The organism is Acidimicrobiia bacterium (assembly GCA_035471805.1).
In the GTDB taxonomy this organism is placed as follows: Bacteria; Actinomycetota; Acidimicrobiia; order Spongiisociales; family JAHEDJ01; genus JAHEDJ01.
In genome coordinates, this window is the sequence record DATIPS010000033.1 from 1 (window position 1) to 14494 (window position 14494).

Annotated in this window: 16 protein-coding genes; 5 read left to right on the forward strand and 11 right to left on the reverse strand. The window is 62.4% G+C overall.

The window, feature by feature from the left end:
• Window positions 1–1507: hypothetical protein (locus tag VLT15_07505; protein ID HSR45060.1), on the reverse strand; the 1507-nt coding region annotated here is incomplete at its 3' end.
• 309 nt (window positions 1508–1816) lie between these two features.
• The gene (locus tag VLT15_07510; GenBank protein ID HSR45061.1) at window positions 1817–2326 is read right to left on the reverse strand and encodes a hypothetical protein; all 510 of its coding nucleotides are present in this window, start codon (window positions 2324–2326) and stop codon (window positions 1817–1819) included.
• Window positions 2327–2597: 271 nt separating this feature from the next.
• Here VLT15_07510 and VLT15_07515 point away from each other — a divergent pair, with 271 nt between their 5' ends.
• A complete protein-coding gene (locus VLT15_07515) occupies window positions 2598–2795 on the forward strand; it encodes a hypothetical protein (protein ID HSR45062.1) in 198 nt (65 codons plus the stop codon).
• A gap of 25 nt (window positions 2796–2820) precedes the next feature.
• Here the strand turns inward: VLT15_07515 and VLT15_07520 are convergent, their stop codons facing one another.
• Together VLT15_07520 and VLT15_07525 are read right to left on the reverse strand one after the other, a co-directional pair.
• Complete coding sequence (locus VLT15_07520; protein ID HSR45063.1) at window positions 2821–3612, reverse strand: hypothetical protein; 792 nt, start codon at window positions 3610–3612, stop codon at window positions 2821–2823.
• Window positions 3613–3700: 88 nt separating this feature from the next.
• On the reverse strand, window positions 3701–4006 hold the full coding sequence (locus tag VLT15_07525; protein HSR45064.1) for a hypothetical protein: 306 nt from the start codon (window positions 4004–4006) through the stop codon (window positions 3701–3703).
• Window positions 4007–4311: 305 nt separating this feature from the next.
• Between VLT15_07525 and VLT15_07530 the strand changes: the two genes are divergently transcribed.
• Window positions 4312–4503: a hypothetical protein gene (locus tag VLT15_07530; protein ID HSR45065.1), complete on the forward strand. Its 192-nt coding sequence runs from the start codon at window positions 4312–4314 to the stop codon at window positions 4501–4503.
• 171 nt (window positions 4504–4674) lie between these two features.
• Here VLT15_07530 and VLT15_07535 read toward each other — a convergent pair whose 3' ends face one another.
• The 5 genes from VLT15_07535 to VLT15_07555 all read right to left on the reverse strand — a co-directional run bounded on the left by VLT15_07535 (window position 4675) and on the right by VLT15_07555 (window position 9475).
• Complete coding sequence (locus VLT15_07535) at window positions 4675–5625, reverse strand: LLM class flavin-dependent oxidoreductase (protein ID HSR45066.1); 951 nt, start codon at window positions 5623–5625, stop codon at window positions 4675–4677.
• A 595-nt stretch (window positions 5626–6220) separates the two neighbouring features.
• Entirely contained in the window at window positions 6221–7105 is an 885-nt protein-coding gene (locus tag VLT15_07540; GenBank protein ID HSR45067.1) for a DUF1295 domain-containing protein, read from the reverse strand.
• Between the two features lie 41 nt (window positions 7106–7146).
• The gene (locus VLT15_07545; GenBank protein ID HSR45068.1) at window positions 7147–8109 is read right to left on the reverse strand and encodes an SDR family NAD(P)-dependent oxidoreductase; all 963 of its coding nucleotides are present in this window, start codon (window positions 8107–8109) and stop codon (window positions 7147–7149) included.
• Between the two features lie 2 nt (window positions 8110–8111).
• Entirely contained in the window at window positions 8112–8903 is a 792-nt protein-coding gene (locus VLT15_07550) for an anti-sigma factor (GenBank protein ID HSR45069.1), read from the reverse strand.
• Window positions 8903–9475 carry a sigma-70 family RNA polymerase sigma factor gene (locus VLT15_07555; protein ID HSR45070.1) on the reverse strand — a complete coding sequence of 191 codons (573 nt, stop codon included), beginning with the start codon at window positions 9473–9475 and terminating at the stop codon, window positions 8903–8905. Before VLT15_07555 ends, VLT15_07550 begins: the two co-directional genes overlap by 1 nt.
• A 132-nt stretch (window positions 9476–9607) precedes the next feature.
• Here VLT15_07555 and VLT15_07560 point away from each other — a divergent pair, with 132 nt between their 5' ends.
• The 3 genes from VLT15_07560 to heR all read left to right on the forward strand — a co-directional run bounded on the left by VLT15_07560 (window position 9608) and on the right by heR (window position 12086).
• Window positions 9608–10435 carry a DUF4397 domain-containing protein gene (locus VLT15_07560; GenBank protein ID HSR45071.1) on the forward strand — a complete coding sequence of 276 codons (828 nt, stop codon included), beginning with the start codon at window positions 9608–9610 and terminating at the stop codon, window positions 10433–10435.
• A gap of 68 nt (window positions 10436–10503) precedes the next feature.
• Window positions 10504–11244 (forward strand): class F sortase, encoded by a 741-nt coding sequence (locus VLT15_07565; GenBank protein ID HSR45072.1) that lies wholly within the window; start codon window positions 10504–10506, stop codon window positions 11242–11244.
• 65 nt (window positions 11245–11309) lie between these two features.
• Complete coding sequence (heR, locus tag VLT15_07570; GenBank protein ID HSR45073.1) at window positions 11310–12086, forward strand: heliorhodopsin HeR; 777 nt, start codon at window positions 11310–11312, stop codon at window positions 12084–12086.
• Between the two features lie 52 nt (window positions 12087–12138).
• Here the strand turns inward: heR and VLT15_07575 are convergent, their stop codons facing one another.
• Together VLT15_07575 and VLT15_07580 are read right to left on the reverse strand one after the other, a co-directional pair.
• A complete protein-coding gene (locus tag VLT15_07575; protein HSR45074.1) occupies window positions 12139–13479 on the reverse strand; it encodes a deoxyribodipyrimidine photo-lyase in 1341 nt (446 codons plus the stop codon).
• Window positions 13476–14489 carry a lysophospholipid acyltransferase family protein gene (locus VLT15_07580; protein HSR45075.1) on the reverse strand — a complete coding sequence of 338 codons (1014 nt, stop codon included), beginning with the start codon at window positions 14487–14489 and terminating at the stop codon, window positions 13476–13478. The genes VLT15_07575 and VLT15_07580 overlap by 4 nt, the downstream gene beginning before the upstream one ends.
• Between the last annotated feature and the right edge of the window lie 5 nt (window positions 14490–14494).

Sequence of the window (14494 nt, forward strand, 5' to 3'; positions counted from 1 at the left end):
CGCATCCTTCGCTGGTTTGGAAGATGTCACCGATGTGAAGGAACCCATCTTCCAGGTTCCTGATCCCGATCCTGCACAGGTCGACGACTGTTTCATCCCAGATCAACTTGCCGGATAAGCCATCCACGAGGCTTGCAGTCAGCGGACGGGCATCCACCTCCATGAAGACGGTGTGTACCCCCGGACCCGGGTCATCGAGATTGATCCGCCACTGGACAGGCGTGAACGTGAGGGACCCCTCCGGCTGAACGAACGGTGAGGCGTGGATGATCCGGGTGGTGCCATCGAAACTGACCAGACCCTCATCAGATATGGTCCATAATGTTCCGTCGGGGATGACCTCTGCTCGGTAGCCACCCACCGGCTGGTCGAATCGGTAGGACGTCCATTCGGTGCCGTCGAACCGTGAGTATCCGTATGGGGGTCTCTCATAGTGGACAGCCCACACCGTGCCATCGGCACCTGCCGCGATCACCGCCTGGTCGGACAGCAGCCCGTCGGCCGTCGCGTAGCTGGTCCAGGTAGTGCCATCGAAACTGGCGACACCAGACCTTTCGGTTGCTGCCCAGATCGTCCCATCCCCCGCAGACGAAACCCGGACGACTTGGCCGCTGGGCAGACCATCCTCAACTGTGTATCGGGTGAAATCGGTGCCGTCGAAACGGAGTACGCCACCATTGGAATAGTTGGTGCCGGCCCACACCACCCCATCGATTCCCACCGTCAGGGAACTGGACCACGGGTAGGACACGCCGCTCCCTCGGGGAGGAAGAGGTACCTGGTGTGAGTTCCACCCTTCGCCGTCGAACATCATCAACAGGTCTTCGCCCACCGATGCATACACCATGCCATCAGGTGATACGGCCAGATCACCGATACCGTTGGCAAACTCGGGGACCTCGTTCGAGGTCCAAACCGTCCACTGCCCACAGACCGGGCAGTGATAACGAGCGACCCACCCAAGCATGCGGCCACCGGTCCACCCGTCGAGTGTCCCCCCGAACTCCTCATCATCAGCATCTGACCTGGAGTACCCGGAGAACCACACACCCGACCACACATCACCTCCGGTTGACGGACCAGTGGCAACCTGGTTGATGACCCGACCCGGCAACCCGTCATCCAATCCTGTACCGGTTGGCAGTGCATCAACATCGAGCAACTCCCAATCACCATCGAGCCAACCTATGGCAACCCCATCAGCAGCAACACCGTATACCGCCACCCCATAGGGATCGACCGCCAAATCCTGAAAGACATATACCCAGTCGTCATAGACCGCATCGACCGATTCCAGAGGCGTCGTGTCGGCTACCGACGGGGCAGTCGTGGTCGATGTCGATGGGAGAGGCGGGACCGGCGGCAGCGTTCCCGACGAAACCTCCGGCACGCCATAACTGCGAGACAGGGCAAACCCGCCCACCACCAGCACCACCACCGTCGCCCAAATCAGCCCGGCCCAACCAGGCCGTCGCCCACCCCGACCAGACGCCTCACCGTCGGTCATCTCCAAACCCGAGGGGTCTGCATCACCGCCACGAGGCGCATCAGCCGAATCCACAATCACCTCTCACACCATCAACCCCATCCTCAGCTTCTGGTCGGCAATCGCCTAGAGGCCAACGACCTTGTCACCGTCTACCTGTGTTTCCCACAGGGGTAAACGTGACAAGCCTGCGGATCACGCATCCGAAGGTCGCATCGTTCGCCCAGGTCACAGTCGGATGGTTGCAGTCCGGTTGCACGAAACCGGGCCAGAAGTCGTCGGAACTCATGCCGGCAACGTCAACGCACCCACAAACCGCCAGGTTGATGACTAGTGGTCCCGCGGCTCAGGGGCAACGGCCAGATCGACGATCTGCCAGTTGTCGTCTCCCAAATAGCTGACCGTACAAAGGAAGTCGCGCCGTTGCGTGTCTGGTGTCTCATAGTAGGAATAGACGGTGTACCGATTCGAGCCGAGTTGCAGTTTCACACGGTCACTTGGATTCGCTGGGAGCTGAGGGAACCGGGCACCAGTGGGGAGGTCGAGATTGACCGCGGCATAGCTTTCGCATTCATGCCAGGCGCGGGCCTGCGATGGTCCTTCGTCCGGCCGGACAATGAAATTGATAATCAACCCGACAGTCACAACAACAAGAAGCGCAACCGTCCACGACACCAGTGCCTGCTTCCTTCTCTGACGGTCATGAACCCTCTGATGGTGGCCGCATCGCTTTGCCCCGTCTACTTGCCATCCGACCTCCCCCTCACATTCCTCCGACCAATCGAGGCATTCCCGATCCGGCAACGAGGGAGTTTTCGGCGTCTCGACTGGGTCAGTCATGACAAACCAAGGCTAATCCGGCTGACACCTTTCGAGGACACGACCCACCCAGAGAACTATCACAAGATCGTGGGATTGTTTCCGGCGGATCGGTCCCTCGATGTCGGTGAACAGGCACGCGGCGGTCGCGTCGTCTTGTCCCCGTCCGTCCCGGCCGGCAGATCGTCCACACGGTCGACCCTCACCCGTGACCTGCCCTACTGCGGGTGTAGCCGGGAGTCGATGGTGTGGTTCAGCTACCCCGAGTTATCGGAAGCGTTTGGAACTGCAGTTGAAGGTCGAAACAAACGGGTCGGTGCTTGCCAGCCTCCCGATAGACGACTTCAGCGCATATTGGGCTGTCGAGTCACTCGGTTGGAAACGGTCGATCCTGGCAGCGCTCGGAATCGAGATAACCATCGCCAAAGCCGACCGTCATGCTCACGCTAGGTTCGATCCGTCGAGGGTCACGATCCGCTGGACTGTATAGCCCGCATTGTCGGCCCTCTGCTCCATCAGGTTGCGACGGAATCCATTGCCGCGATCGGCCAGCGACGGAATACCCACCACATCCCGGCTACGCCCAATACCGTCAGCACGACGATGGGAAGCGTGAACCCGAGGATGGGCGAATAGAGCGCGTCGCCGCGGTCGACGCCGTCGATCATCAAGCCCTGAAGGCGCATGAACAGCGGACCCGTTGCCAACGAACCGAGAAACGCCGCACCTACCCAGCTTCTGCGAGCGGGCCCGCCCGACATCATCCGTACCGCAACCACGAAACCCGCCGCCGCTGCTGCACCGAATACGACGGCGAACAGCCACCAAGGCAGTCCGGTGTACTCGGCGAGAAGCGCCTCATCGCTGCCCCCACCCCGAATTGAACTGATCATCTGATACAAACCGTGGCTGAGTCCATTCACCAACGCCAGGAGCAAGCCGAAGGCGCGCGCCCTGGGGCTCGCCGCACGCGCCGCCATCAACAGACCCACCCCAACGGCCAGCACCTGCATCAGCGGACCGGCCGCCAACATGATCGCCCACTCGGCATCAGAGGACGGCAGCGACCCAAGATACAGCCAGCTCACATCTCCCGTCGGACTCACCAACTGAGACCAACCTGTCGGATCGACCGGAGCCCGATCGGACAGTTGAATCATCGCCGTCAAACCCCAGACAGGACTGCGCCCCGTCACGGTAAGCACCAGCCAATGCCCCACCTCATGCAGAATCTGAGCACCGACGAGGTTGATCAGAGCGGCCGCCGCCAGCAGCCGGACAAAACGAGAAGTGAGCTGGTCGCGCATCGACGGAAGTGTACGCCGGTAATTCAGACGTTTCCCCAGGTAAGAGAACCGGGCTGATCTTCCCTCGAAAGGTCCGGGGGAACCGCTCCTACTTGGAGGCGCGTTGCCTCATCAGACTCGACACTCTCCGCATCAACAAGGGTGGGCCGGTGCGCAGGCCCAAGGCGAGAGCGAACTCTGCATCCTCGGTCAGATTCAGGATGACCTCCTCGCCCTCGGCCCGCAGGTGTATGCCGTCCGGCTGGGCGTTGGTCACGATCTCGCTGAGCGCCCAGTCTCCGATCTCAACCTCTCCCGACAACATGCGGATCCGTTCATCAGTCAAATCGATCTGAACGTCAATAGCTGCGCTTGAATCCCGCGACATTCGGAGTGAGCCATCGAACACCGTCACCGTGCAACCTCCCGTTTCCCGACGAACGGCCGTCAGAATACATCCAAGCTATTGAGTCGGCCACAAATCGACCGGGAGCCAGAGCGTCTGCCTGTCCCGTTCCGGTGGTGGTGACCGGGATTGGCCGTGTTGAGGAGCGCAATCCGGCGGTCAGGTGGCGAGCTGTTTGAGTCCTTGGCCTCTTGCCGGAGAGATGGTGCGGTCGTAGGTTCGCGGTCAGAGGCCGCGGGTCATCGGGTCTTCGGGGCGGGACTCGTTGTCGCCGCCCAATCTCTTGAACAACCCACACAGAAAGGTAGAACGGCTTGAAGTCCCGGCCGAGAGCAGCGGTGATGTACCTGATCGCCGCGCTCTGCTTTCTCATCGCGGGGGTCGCCGGATTCATAGGCGACACAGAGGCCAACGCGGCCGGTGCGGCGTTTATCGTCCTCTGTATCGTCTTCGCCGTCCTGGCCCTCAACGTCCGACAATCAGGGCGGGGTCCGGGCGACCGCTAGCGGGTTCGTTATCCGATCCGGCACCTCTGAGTTCGACGGGAGTTTGCGCGGCCAATTTCCCAGATCTATCGCCCATGGGACGGCGGCCATCAGCCCGGTGATTCTCCAATAAAGGCCCGACGGTCGAGTCACCCCCGGCGGCCGGACGCTCCTTCCACAGGGGGGCCGGAATCAGGCGGCGTCGACGGCGGGTCGGATGTCCCTGGCGAACCGTTCGATCGTCTCTTCGTCGACGGGTGCTGCCGTTTGGATGAAAAAGGTCGTGAACCCGATGTCCCGCCATTCGATCAAACGTTCGATCATCCGGTCCGTAGACGTGATGTAGATGTCGAGATCGTCGGGTGCCGATGCAGGGAGCCGGTTGGCTTCCATCTGGACCCTGAAGAAGTCCATCGCCTCGGCCTCCGTATCTCTCACGACCGGGCTGAGAAAAGCGGTACGTTCGATCTCGGCGTGATCGCGGCCTATCTCTTCACAGTGGCGGCGTAGCACCTCGTCCTTCTGACGCATCCGTCCGGCATCGGGATGCGCAACCCAGTTCCATCGATCGGCGTAGCGGGCAACCGTGCGCAGGGTCTTGCGCTCTCCGGCTCCACCGATCAGAATCGGTAGGTGAGCCTGGATCGGTTTCGGTAGCAGGTACGCCCCGTCGAGGGTGTAGCGGCCCCCGGTCGGTGAGGCCACGGTTTCACCATCCAGCAAGCCCCGGATGGCGCCTGCCGCCTCGTCCAGCCAGTTCAGCCGCTCCCCGGGGCTTTTCCCGAACGGGAAGCCGAAGGCCCGGTGTTCCATCTCGAGCCATCCCGCCCCGATCCCAAGTTCGGCGCGACCGTCTGAAACATGATCCAGCGTCGTGACCGTCTTGGCCAGCATCCCCGGATTGTGAAACGAGTTCGCAGTCACGAGCACACCCAGACGTACCCGCGAGGTCACCTGTGACCACGCGGTCAGCAGTGTGTATGCATCGAAGGTGTCCTGATCGGGTTCTCCCATGCAGGCGAGAACGTGTTCCCACGTCCAGAGCTCGTCGTAGCCGAGTTCCTCGCCGAGCACCGCGAGAGCGCGTGCTTCCGGCCAGGTGAACACCTGATTCCATGGGTTGAGCGCCAGTCGGATAGGCATCGAGGCCGAGGCTAGTAGGCGACGGGATGGCGTGGTCGATTCGGCAGAAAGTCGGCTTCCATCGCCGACCCGGGACGGTCGCTACCGCAGGGAGCGGGCCGGCTTCCACGACTCCCGCTGCCCGTCGTTCGGCTCTGTGGAAGCTCCGTCAGCGGGGGCGGCCCGACCGCCCCTCAGTATCTAGTCAGTTTGTCGGCGGTAGTAATGGTTCTGGAGAACTCGACGGTGAGGCCGATAGGTACCTATGAGCGTGCCTTGGAACCTCGACCGACCCGAAATCACCGACAACCGAAGTGATTCCTGTGACGTGTGTAGGGAACCGACAAACCTGAGGGTGGATGACACCCTCAGGCTTTGCGGTTCATGCGCTCGTCGACAACCGGTCATCGACACCGGGGGTTTCAGGTTGTACCGGCTGGCGGTCGGTTAGGCCCGTCGAATCGCCGCGCAGAAGCGGGAAGAACCAGTTTCAAACCGTGGCACGCCGGCGATCCGGCCGCAGAGGCTGGATGACTTCGGGTGCGCCGAAACTCGCCCCGACGATGTGCCTGTCGGGTCCAGGTACGTCGGCTCTCCATTGTGATCGGCGCAACCGTCAGGCAGATCTACCGCGAGGGGGCCGGGGAATCAGCACCGGGGTATTGGCTGTATAGGTCCGGAACTCCTGATCGCTGCCCCAGCGTTTCTCGGCCCTGGCTTCCAGCATCGGCAGACCGCTGACGCGGGTGATGAGCAGGATGACGAACACCGGCGAGATCAGGGCGACCCAACGCCAGCCCGACAGCACCGGCAGGGCCATGATGGCGATACCGATCCAGAGCGTGATCTCGCCGAAGTAGTTGGGGTGGCGTGACCACGCCCACAGCCCCGAGGTGATGAACCGGCCTTCGTTGGCCGGGTTCTTCTTGAAGGCAGATTTCTGCTGGTCGGCGACGACCTCGATGCCAAACCCGGCAATCCATACGACTATCCCGATGACCGTGACCCAGCCGATCGAGCTGCGATCGCTGCCGGTGATGATCGCCAGCGCGCAGGCCGCGGTGAGCAGCACCCACAGACCCTGCAGGGTCCAGGTCATGAAGAACCGCAAGGGGTCCGTCTTGATGCGATCGAAGCGGCCGTCCCGGCCGTCGCGCCGTACGCGACGAAACAGGAACGTGCCGAGGCGCAAAGCCCACACGACGACCATTGCCGCCACGATCACTGCCCTTGCGTCGAGGTCGTCGCTGAGCACGAGAGCGGCAACGGTTACCGTCAGATAGGTGATGCTGCCGGTGAGGTCGTAGTAGTGCTCTGTCTTTGCGCGATTGGACGGAATGAACACAATCCAGTTGATGGCAAAGGCAAGCAGCCCGCACAATGCGAACACAGCAATCGAGCCGACCTTCGTGCTGCCCTGGCTTCCGGCGAGCACGACGAGCCCGCCGATTACGATGCTTGCGGCAATTCCGACGATCGAGTTCCGGTTCTGGTCTGTCATCGAATGAACCCTAGACGCAGCGGCCGAGCAGGCGACGGCTACTAGAAACTCGCGTTGGCGAGTTTGTTGAGGCCTTCCCACAGTCCCCGGCGATCGGCATGAGCCTCGATTGTGGTCTTGAGACGATGTACCGGTCTCGGACTTCGATCGAGCCAGAAGAGGCCGCTCGATTCGCCCGCTTCCTTTGAAGCCGCCAGCCAGACGATGGTGTCGGCACCCTGCTCCGGTGTCCGGAGGAACGGCCTCGTCAGCTTGTGGAACATCGGCAGTGACGTTTCGACTCCGGGGGTATCGGCCCAACCGGGGTGCATGGCGTGAACCACCACCCCGCGGGCGGCCAGCTGCTCCGCCCACAACTCCGTGAGGATCACCTGGCCGCGCTTTGCCCGTGCGTAGGCGATCGAACCCTTGTATTCGCCTCGCTCGCTCTGGAGGTCGCCAACCCTGATCCGCTGCGTGTACATCCCGCCGGATGAGACATTGATGATCCGGGCGGGTGCGGAGTCCTGCAGGCGCGGGATCAGCAGGTTGGTCAGCAGGAAATGGCTCAGGAGGTTCGTGGCGAGAGTGAGTTCGTTGCCCTCGGCCGTCACCGTACGGTTCGGGACCAGTGCACCCGCGTTGTTGACCAACACGTCGATAGCGGGCTCGCCTGCCAGGAGAGCGGCGGCGAGGCCCCGCACCGAGCCCATGTCGGAGTGATCGGCGACGTAGACGCCCAGGTCATCGTTGGCCGTTGCCGTGCTGATCTCCCGGCGGGCGATCTCCAGCTTCGGCTGAGAACGCCCGACCAGGCGGATTGAGGCTCCGAGGCCCGCCATCTTTTCAGCCGCGACGCGCCCGAGTCCGGAGGTTGCACCGGTGACGACCACGGTCTTGCCGTCCAGAGAAGGCAAGTCATCGACCCAACGGCGCTTTCGGAGCGCATAGCCGACGTTGGTGAAGCTGCCGATCACGGTCCGATCGAGCAACTCGTCGAAACGATTTGCCGGGGGCGCTCCCACGATCAGGCGTCGAACCAGGAAACGACCGGGGCACCTTCGGATCGAGGCACTCCGCCGGACACTTCCTGAGTTATGACCAGACCTTGAAGGCCCTGCGGGTCGATGTGGAACGGAACGATGCCGGGACTGTTGCCCAGAACACCGGCAGAGATCACCTTGTCGTCGACGACGGCCCACAGCTGGTACGTCAGGTCGTCCGGTAGCTGCTCGAGGGTGTTCTGATAGACGTAGCCTGTGCCATCGGGCAGGACCACGATCAGCATGGCTCCCGAACTCCCGTCGGCCGTCAGGGTCGCCACCCGAGCGGCAGGATCGTCCAGGGCAACGCTCACCGCTTGCTGAAGGGGATCGGCTTCCAGAGCCTGCGTCAGCGAGGCGACTTCTTGTTTCTGCGCAGCCAGCTGGGAGTTGAGGTCGTTGATCTGGTTCGACTGTGAGAACACGGCGGCGCCCAGCACCGCTGCCACCGACGCGGCGACGCCGGTCAGCCAGGTGAGCGACCGAGTGCGCTCAGTCCGGCGGCTGCCGGTGAGCGGGACGACGTCGGCGAGGGGGAGGTGAGCCGGGTTGGTGTCCAGCGCACTCGTGATCCGATTCCAGACCCGTTCGGGAGCCGGCTCCATTTCGGCGCTGAACATGGCTGCAACTTCCCGATGGTCCCTCACCTCAGCCCGGCAGAAGGTGCATCCGCGCAGGTGGTCGTCGATGAGCGCTCGCTCATGGTCGTCGACGGCATCGAGGGCATAGACGCCGAGAAGCTCCTGGATTCCCAGGTGTTCTTGAATCTGCATCATCAGGTGCTCACACCTGCGGCGTCCAGCGATACCTTCAGCCGCTTCAATCCGGATCGAATCCGGCTCTTTATCGTTCCTTCGGGTTCTCCGAGCATGTCGGCAACTTCCCGATAGCTGTGTCCGCCGAAATATGCGAGCTCGATGGGCTTTCGCTCACCCTCTCCGAGGTCGGAGAGAGCCTCCTTGATTTTGTCTGCGAGGGCCATCTCCCAAACTTCTTCCTCGATGTTCCGGCTGGTGTTCACGGTCAGCCTGGCGTCGTTGTCTTCCCTTGTACGACGCGCCGACTCCGACCGGATGAAATCAATGCTGCGACCGTGTGTATGGGCGAGCAGGAAGGAACGCAACGATCCTCTTTCCGCATCGAACTTCTCCGGGTTGTTCCACAGACGTAGGAACACTTCCTGGGTGATCTCTTCTGCCAGGGTTTCATCGCGCAGGATGCGACGGGCCAGACCGTGCACAGCTCCAGAGTGGCGACGGTATGCCTCGCCGAGCGCATCTTGGGAGAACCGACCGATGGCGGTAACCAGCGGCGCGTCGCCCAGTTCTGACAGTTCTGTTGGGCTCATTGATGGCGGCCCCTTCGAAAACGATCCCTCGGCCGCACCATGTTTTTAACAACAAGTGTCATCCATGTCCAGGCGTGCCTCCGTAGACCCTCCGTAAGCAGCCCGATAATCGGGCCGAATCAAGGAGAAATCATGCGCAATCTCGGTCGCATATTCATAGTGGCACTGTTGCTGCTGGCCCTGCCGGCCGGTGCAGCCTTCGCCCAGACTTCAGACGGAACCGTCACGGTTCTGCACGGCATCCCCGGCGACGGTGGGTTCCCCGTCGACATCTACGTAAATGGTGATTACAGCGCACCGTTCATTCCCGGACTCACCTTCGCAGAGTTCGCCGGCCCGGTGACCCTCCCGGCCGCCGACTACTCGATTGAGATCTACGGTGCCGGTGCCGATCCGGCCAGCACCGACCCCGCACTCGGACCGTTGGTCGTGACCCTCCCGGCCGGAGCCAATGCCACCATTGAGGCACACCTCGATGCGAGCGGCGCACCTACTGCTTCGGTGTTCGTGAACGACATCTCTGAGATCGCCGCCGGCAATACGCGGTTGACCGTCCGTCACACCGCGGCGGCCCCGACGGTCGACGTCCTGGCCAATGATGGAGTCCTGTTCGCCGCCCTGAGCAACCCCAACGAGGCCTCGGGTGACGTCCCGGCTGCCACCTACAACGCCAAGGTCGTGCCCACCGGTGCTACCGACCCGGTCGTGTTCGAGGCGGACCTCGCTCTTGCGGAGGGTACTTCGACGATCGTCTACGCCATTGGCTCACTCGACGGCGGTAGCTTCACGGTCGCCGTTCAGACCATCTCAGGCCTGGGTGCCGCCCCTGCGGGTGTTCCCACCGGCACCGCCGGCCTGGCAACCGAGTCCTTCCCGGTCGCCCTGGCCCTGATGGGTGCCCTGGCACTGGTCGCCCTGGCCGGCTCGGGCGTTGCCCTGGCCCGCAAGTCGAGCAACTAACAGGAGCAAATGTGACAGAACCCGGGAAGGCCTCTCCTAGGTCTTCCCGGGTTCTTTACTATCTGCCCATGACCCGTCGTACGCTGACCCTCGTCTTCGCTTTCAGCCTGATCGCGCTCACTGCCGTGACGGTCGCGTACGTGAGCAACACCGAACCCGCCGAAGTGGGTGATGTTGCATCTGTGGAGGCTTTGCTGGGGCAGCGAGAGGCCTCTACCACCTCGACCTCTTCCTCGCCGACCACCGAACCACCGCCGCCGACTGATGAGGCTGCGGTCCGACCGCCCGAGGTGTCTGTTTGGTCGGGTCTCCTCGCCGACGCCGGTCCGGGACCGGCAGTAGTCCCGACCAAGCTCACTATGACCTCGATCGACGTCGAAGCACCGATCATCTCCACCGGCGTGGATACCACCACCGGCCAGATGGCGGTTCCGGGCAACGTGACCGATGTGGCCTGGTACCAGTTTGGGCCCAGGCCGGGAGAAGGCGGATCGGCGGTTCTGGCGGCCCATGTAGACCTCGCCGGACAAGGTCCGGGGGTTTTCTTCCGTTTGCGGGAGCTGGATCCCGGCGCCCTCGTCGAGGTCGAGTTCAGCGATGGCTCGGCCCGTCTCTTCCGAATCGAAGCGAGGACCATCTACGACAAAGAGGAACTCCCGCTGGATACGATCTTCTCCAGAGAAGGTTCTCCGGTGCTGACGCTGATCACCTGCGGTGGCAGCTTCAGCGAGTCGTCCCGCCATTACGACAGCAATGTGGTTGTGTACGCGGTGCCGGTTCAACTTCCGGAACCCCGTCCCCGCTTGTAACGTCGGGAAATCTCTTCATCCGGAACCGGTCCGGCAACGTATGAGATTCGATCAAAGGAGACACATTGACTTCCACCGTCGAACCAAAGCTCGTCAAGCTTCGCCGTTTCAACGTCATCATGGGGTTTTTCCACCTGGTGCAGGGGATTCTGATGCTCGTGTTGAGCAGCGACTTCGCCCTGCCGGTGACGAGTGCTTTCCAGGTGTTCGATGAAGAATCAAACCGGCTCGTATCCGACTTCAAAACCGCCTTCGATCTTCCCATTGGTCCGGTCGTGGCGGCCTTCCTCTTGTTGTCGGCCGTTGCCCATTTCGCCATCGCTTCGCCGGGCATATACCGGTGGTACTCCAACAACTTGCTGAAAGGTGCCAATTACGCACGTTGGATCGAGTACTCGCTCAGTTCGTCTTTGATGATCGTCGTCGTCTCGATGCTGGTCGGGATCTTCGACATCGTGGCGCTGATCTCCATCTTCGCCGTCAACGCAATGATGATCCTGTTCGGTTGGATGATGGAGCTCCATAACCAGACGACGAAGAAGACCGACTGGACCTCCTACTGGTTCGGGAGCATCGCCGGCATCGTGCCGTGGATCGGCATCGCCATCTACCTGATCGGCGCCGGCCAGGGGGAACAAGGCCCACCCGGATTCGTCTATGCGATCTTCTTCTCGATCTTTCTGTTCTTCAACGTGTTCGCCATCAACATGGTGTTGCAGTACCGCAAAGTAGGTAAGTGGAGCGACTATCTCTACGGCGAGCGCGCCTACATATTGCTGAGCCTGTTTGCCAAGACGGCACTCGCCTGGCAGGTGTTCGCCGGAACCTTGCGGCCCGTCTGACCAGACCCGGGCCCGATTCCTGCGGTGAGTCCCCCGCGATTCGGGCCCGGTCTCAACCCCCGGTTCTGGTTGCCCTGTAGGCGGCGATGGTCTCTTCCCTGGCTACGGCGTGGTCGACGATCGGTGGGGGGTAGGACTCCCCGATGATGACCCCATACCCGGCGAGGTCAAGACCGCCGGCTTCCCACGGCGCGTGGATCAGGCGATCGGGTAGTGAAGCAAGTTCAGGCACGTATCTTCGGATATAAGCGCCGGTGGGATCGAACTTGCGGCTCTGGGTGACCGGGTTGAATACCCGGAAGTATGGGGCGGCGTCGGCTCCGGTCCCGGCGACCCATTGCCAGTTGCCCGCGTTCTGGGCCGGATCGGCGTCGAGCAACAACCGGCGGAAGTACCGTTCGCCCCACCGCCAGTCGATCAGGAGGTCCTTGACCAGGAATGAAGCCGTGATCATCCGGACCCGGTTGTGCATCCATCCGGTCTCGAGCAGCTGGCGCATCCCGGCGTCGACGAGGGGGTAGCCGGTGTTGCCCGTCTTCCACGCTTCGAACTCGTCGGGATCGTTGCGCCACCTCATCCCGTCGTACTCCGACCGCAGGTTGGCGGTTGCCATACGAGGAAAGGCCACCAGCAGGTGGGCGTAGAAGTCACGCCAGGCGAGCTGGCGGATGAACGGCTCGGCGCGCCGGTTCTGCAATAGGCGGATGACCGTGCGGGGGCTGATGGTCCCGTACTTCAAGTCGACCGACAACATCGAAGTGCCCGGCACATCCGGACGGTCCCTGTCGACGTCGTACGCCTCAACTGCGAACGCGCGCAGGCGATTGAGTGCTCCCTCTTCTCCCGGCTCCAGGTTCGGTTCGCTATCGGCACCCGGGATACCTCTGCCCGGGTCGTTCACGATCGTGGCGGTACCGGCCTCGGGCCATGGTCGCCATTGCTTTGCAGACCAGTTCCTCCAGAAGGGAGTGAAGACTCGATAAGGTTCGCCACCGGCAGTCACAATTGCGCCCGGTGCGTGGACCAGTGACCCGTAGAAAGTGCTGACTTCGGTGCCGGTTCGCTCTCGCACGAGCCCGTCTCTGGCGTGTGCGAAGGGAGACACATCCTCGTTCCAGTAGACGGTTTGATGGGCTTCGGCTGCAGCCGGAACGATCAGGGCCGGATCGCCCAGCTCGACCCTCAGTCGACCTCCCAGTTGGCGGAGTTGACGGTCGAGCGACTGCAGATTGGCTGCCAACTGGGCGCGACGATGAGGCATCGCCCCATCCCAGAGACGCGGGTCGACGACGAACAGCGCCGCAACGGTGTCGTGATCTGAGGTGGCGGCAGCCCATGCCGGGTTGTCGGTGAGACGGAGATCCTTGCGGAACCAGACCAGACCTGAGCTCACTTCGAGGTGTCCCGTCTCTTCGACTCGTCGATCCAGGCATCGACCCTGGCCCAGGTTTCGTACAACCAGGTGATCCGTTCTTGCCGGCCGGCGGGTATGTCACTGCGCGGAATTCTCCAGAACTCCACGCGAATGGTCGCGTCGACCATTCCTCCCGCCCAGATGTCGCGCAGGTGAGCGAAACCCTCGAGGCCCTGGTGGGTCAGAACCACGACGTCGGCGGTGCCGGCCGCGTCGAGTAGGGCGAGGGGTCCGCTGAGGCGGGGAGGAAGAACGTGGCTCAGCTGCTGAGCCTGCTCGAACATGCCCGGATCTCGTTCTCTCAGTTTCTCGAGGGCCCTGGTCTGTTTGGCCCTGGTGAAGCGGGTTCCCTCCGGGTAGATCAGCACCCCTTCGTTTGGTCCAAGGCCTGTGCCGAGTTCAGAAATGGCCGCCAGTTCGGATTGCGTGTCATCCGCACCCCGCCGGACGAAGTAGTTTGGAAGGCGGTTGCCGGCCACGTCCAGGCAGGGATCGCTCAGAAGCTCCCGCTTCAGGACATATCGCAGCAGCATGCGGTGGCGTGTGCTGACCAGAACCGCCGGCAGCAGATTGTCCACGATCGAGGCATGGCGGACCATCAAGATGATCGGGCCGGGGGCAACGACCTTCTCGCCGGCTACCTCGAGCCGAAGCGAGAAGATCCTCCTGGCTGCGGCGAGCAGAGTCCCTGCCCAGGCCTGCTGGATGGCGAAAGTCCAGCTCAGAAGCGGGCGACGATACCGGCCGAAGCCGGTGGCTACCCAGGTGGCACCAAGTGCGGCCAGGCCGGCGGTTTCCGCCGCCAGGTAGACGAGTCCGAAACAGTACAGACGGATCCCCATCCAGTGTTTGCGGCTGGTCAACCAGCGCACCGCGTCGAACACGGCGATCAATGGCAGCAGGACGGGTGCCACCATGAGCATCAGGACCAGACCACCAACGAATGTCGGGATGGTCCTCAGCCGCCGTCGCAGGGTTCCATCAGCCATGGTTC

Coding starts and splice junctions, on each gene's coding strand:
- VLT15_07520 (HSR45063.1), bottom strand. CDS start 3,612: ATGCGCGACCAGCTCACTTCTCGTTTTGTCCGGCTGCTGGCGGCGGCC.
- VLT15_07510 (HSR45061.1), bottom strand. CDS start 2,326: ATGACTGACCCAGTCGAGACGCCGAAAACTCCCTCGTTGCCGGATCGG.
- VLT15_07580 (HSR45075.1), bottom strand. CDS start 14,489: ATGGCTGATGGAACCCTGCGACGGCGGCTGAGGACCATCCCGACATTC.
- VLT15_07550 (HSR45069.1), bottom strand. CDS start 8,903: ATGATGCAGATTCAAGAACACCTGGGAATCCAGGAGCTTCTCGGCGTC.
- VLT15_07540 (HSR45067.1), bottom strand. CDS start 7,105: ATGACAGACCAGAACCGGAACTCGATCGTCGGAATTGCCGCAAGCATC.
- VLT15_07535 (HSR45066.1), bottom strand. CDS start 5,625: ATGCCTATCCGACTGGCGCTCAACCCATGGAATCAGGTGTTCACCTGG.
- VLT15_07560 (HSR45071.1), top strand. CDS start 9,608: ATGCGCAATCTCGGTCGCATATTCATAGTGGCACTGTTGCTGCTGGCC.
- VLT15_07555 (HSR45070.1), bottom strand. CDS start 9,475: ATGAGCCCAACAGAACTGTCAGAACTGGGCGACGCGCCGCTGGTTACC.
- VLT15_07565 (HSR45072.1), top strand. CDS start 10,504: ATGACCCGTCGTACGCTGACCCTCGTCTTCGCTTTCAGCCTGATCGCG.